This window comes from Candidatus Protofrankia californiensis (assembly GCF_900634765.1).
Lineage (GTDB): Bacteria > Actinomycetota > Actinomycetes > Frankiales > Frankiaceae > Protofrankia > Protofrankia californiensis.
Genome location: NZ_CAAAFT010000267.1, coordinates 1,618 through 4,329, shown reverse-complemented (window position 1 = coordinate 4,329; position 2,712 = coordinate 1,618). Strand labels below are relative to the sequence as shown.

Here is a 2,712-nt window from a genome sequence, read left to right as displayed (position 1 = left end):
TCGTGGACCGGCCGTCTGTGACGACGACCAGCAGCGCGCGCCGGTCGGGGTCACGCCGGTGTTCGGTGGCCAGGACCTGCCCTGCGCGGGTGAGCCCGGCGGCAAGGGGGGTGCGCCCGCCGGTCGGCAGGGACCTCAGCCGCGCCGCACCCACCTCCACGCTGGACGTCGGCGGGAGGACGACGTCGGCGCCCGCACCTCTGAACGTGATCATTCCGATCCTGTCGCGGCGCTGGTAGGCGTCCAGGAGCAGGGAGAGCACGGCCGTGGTGACTGTACGCATCCGGGCGCGGGCGGCCATGGAACCACTGGCGTCCACCACGAACAGCACCAGGTTGCCCTCGCGTCCTTCCCGCACGGCGCCGCGCCGGTCGGACGGCCTCAGGACCAGCCCCGGCCCGCGGCGTCCGCGGTCATGCTGCCACGGCGCGGCTGCCCGCAGGGTCGCCGGCAGGTGCAGGCCGGTGGCTTCCGGCGACGCGGTGACCACCGCACCGTGGCGGGTGCGGGCCCGTGAGCGCCGCCCGGCCGCGCCGAGGCCGGTACCGATGTCGGGGATCTCCAGGCGGCGGGGGCGGAACGCCGGTCCGGGCGGGTCGGCGGGACGGCCGTCGGCGGCCTCCACGGCATCGGTGGCGTCCACCTGCCCGCGACGCGGGTCGGGTTGGCCGTACCGGCCGTGACCGGGTGCGACGGCCGGCTCGCAGGCGGGCTCCGCTTCCGCTTCCGCCTGGTGGAGGGGTTCCGCTTCGGCCGGACGCGGGGCCGGCAGGTCGCCGGCCGGGGTGAACGGCAGTCCACCACCAGCACCGTCGCCACGGCTGCCATCACCATCACTGTCAGCATCTCCAGCATCACTACCGGCGCCGGAACGACCTCCGCCACCGCCGGCCGGTGGTCCGTCGGGGTCCGTGGGCGGTTCCCCGGCCTGCTCCAGGGCCTCGGCAAGGGTGTTCTCGTCCAGGCCGGGAGCGTCGAACGGGCCCCGGCGGCGCCGGTGCGGCAACGCGAGACGGGCGGCGCGGCGCACGTCGTCGGCGGCGACGCTGTCCCGGCCCTCCCAGGCGGCCAGCGCGATCGCGGTGCGGGCCGTGACCACGTCCGCGCGTATCCCGTCCACGTCGAACGCGGCGCAGACCGCGGTGACCTGGCGCAATGCCGTGTCGGACAGGTCCACGGCGGGCAGCCGGTCGCGGGCGGCGGCGATCCGGGCGGCAAGGGCTGCGTCCTCGTCCGCCCAGGTGGCGGCGAAGGCCCGCGGGTCGGCGTCGTAGGCCAGCCGGCGGCGCACCACCTCGGCCCGGACCCGCGGATCCCGGCTGGCCGCGACCTCGACGGTCAGCCCGAACCGGTCCAGCAGCTGCGGGCGCAGTTCGCCCTCTTCCGGGTTCATCGTCCCGACCAGCAGGAACCGGGCGGCGTGGCGGACCGACACCCCGTCGCGTTCGACGTGGGCGACACCGAGCGCGGCCGCGTCCAGCAGCAGGTCGACAAGATGATCGTGCAGGAGGTTGACCTCGTCGACGTAGAGCAGGCCGCGGTGGGCGGCGGCCAGCAGCCCGGGGCGCAGCGCCGTGACACCCTCGGCGAGCGCCCGGTCGAGGTCGATTGACCCGGTCACCCGGTCTTCGGAGGCTCCCACCGGCAGCTCCACCAGCCGCACCGTCCGGGTCGCCGCAGGGCTGCCGGGGGGATGCGGGCCGTCCGGGCAGTCGGCGTCGTCGGAGGCGGCCGGGTCGCAGGAGAACCGGCATCCGGTCACCACGTGCAGGGGCGGAAGCAGGGCCGCAAGCCCCCGCACCGCCGTCGACTTGGCGGTGCCCTTCTCCCCGCGGACGAGCACCCCACCGATGGCCGGTGACACCGCGTTGAGAACGAGCGCGAGCCGTAGATCGTCCATACCCACCACCGCGGACAGCGGGTAGGCCGTCATCATGCTCCCGACCATGCGCCGACCACCGGCTGGCGGGCGTGAATGGGCATGCCGCGGTCCTCCCTCGGGTTTCCTCGCCCTCGGTAACGGTGCGGACGGCCGAAGTATCCCGGCTTCCGGATCAGTGCTCCCCCTCGGCCTTCCGGACGCATGCGCATCCGTGACACACGGTGAGGGTTCGCTCCCCGGTTACGGTGGCGGGACCGCGCCGGATTCCCACCGGCTTCCTCCACTGCCGTCGCCCACCCAGCATGGCACAACACGGCACCACGCGGACGGCTTCGCGCTGCCCGCACCCGCGCGCCAGCCGGTGCGCTCCTGAGCGTACCGGCACCGACGCCGCGTACACCGGGTCGGACGGTCACGGGGTGAGAGGCCGTCGAGGCAGGCTGCCAGGGTCAGGTGGTCGAGGTCAGGACGAGACAGCTGTTGAATCCTCCGTAACCGCGGGCGTTGACCATGGCGACGTCCACCGGCATCCTGCGCGGGCCTCCCGTGACCAGATGCAGCCCGTACGCCGGGTCCGGATCGGTCAGGTTGCCCACCGGGGGGACCACCCCGTCCCGCATCGCCAGGAGCGCGGTTGCCACGTTGAGAGCAGGCGTCCCGGCGCACAGGCGCCCGACGAGACCGTGCGGGGCCGTCACCGGCAGGCGGGCGAGACGGTCACCGAAGACGGTGCCCAGGGCGCGTGCCTCCAGCAGGTCGTGTTCGCGCGTTCCCATGCCGTCGGCGAACACGACGTCGACGTCGTCGGGGGTCAGTCCGGCGTCGTCGAG

At 74.6% G+C, this 2,712-nt stretch carries 1 protein-coding gene, 1 pseudogene and 1 riboswitch; the gene and the pseudogene both read right to left on the bottom strand.

Annotated features, from left to right (window positions below):
- The coding region (locus DD1DGNOD_RS14670; protein ID WP_131770391.1) for a VWA domain-containing protein at positions 1 to 1,933 on the bottom strand (1,933 nt) is incomplete at its 3' end.
- A gap of 103 nt (positions 1,934 to 2,036) precedes the next feature.
- Positions 2,037 to 2,162, bottom strand: a riboswitch (cobalamin riboswitch).
- Positions 2,163 to 2,331: 169 nt separating this feature from the next.
- Positions 2,332 to 2,712, bottom strand: a pseudogene (locus DD1DGNOD_RS29485) (ketosynthase chain-length factor); the annotation flags it as partial.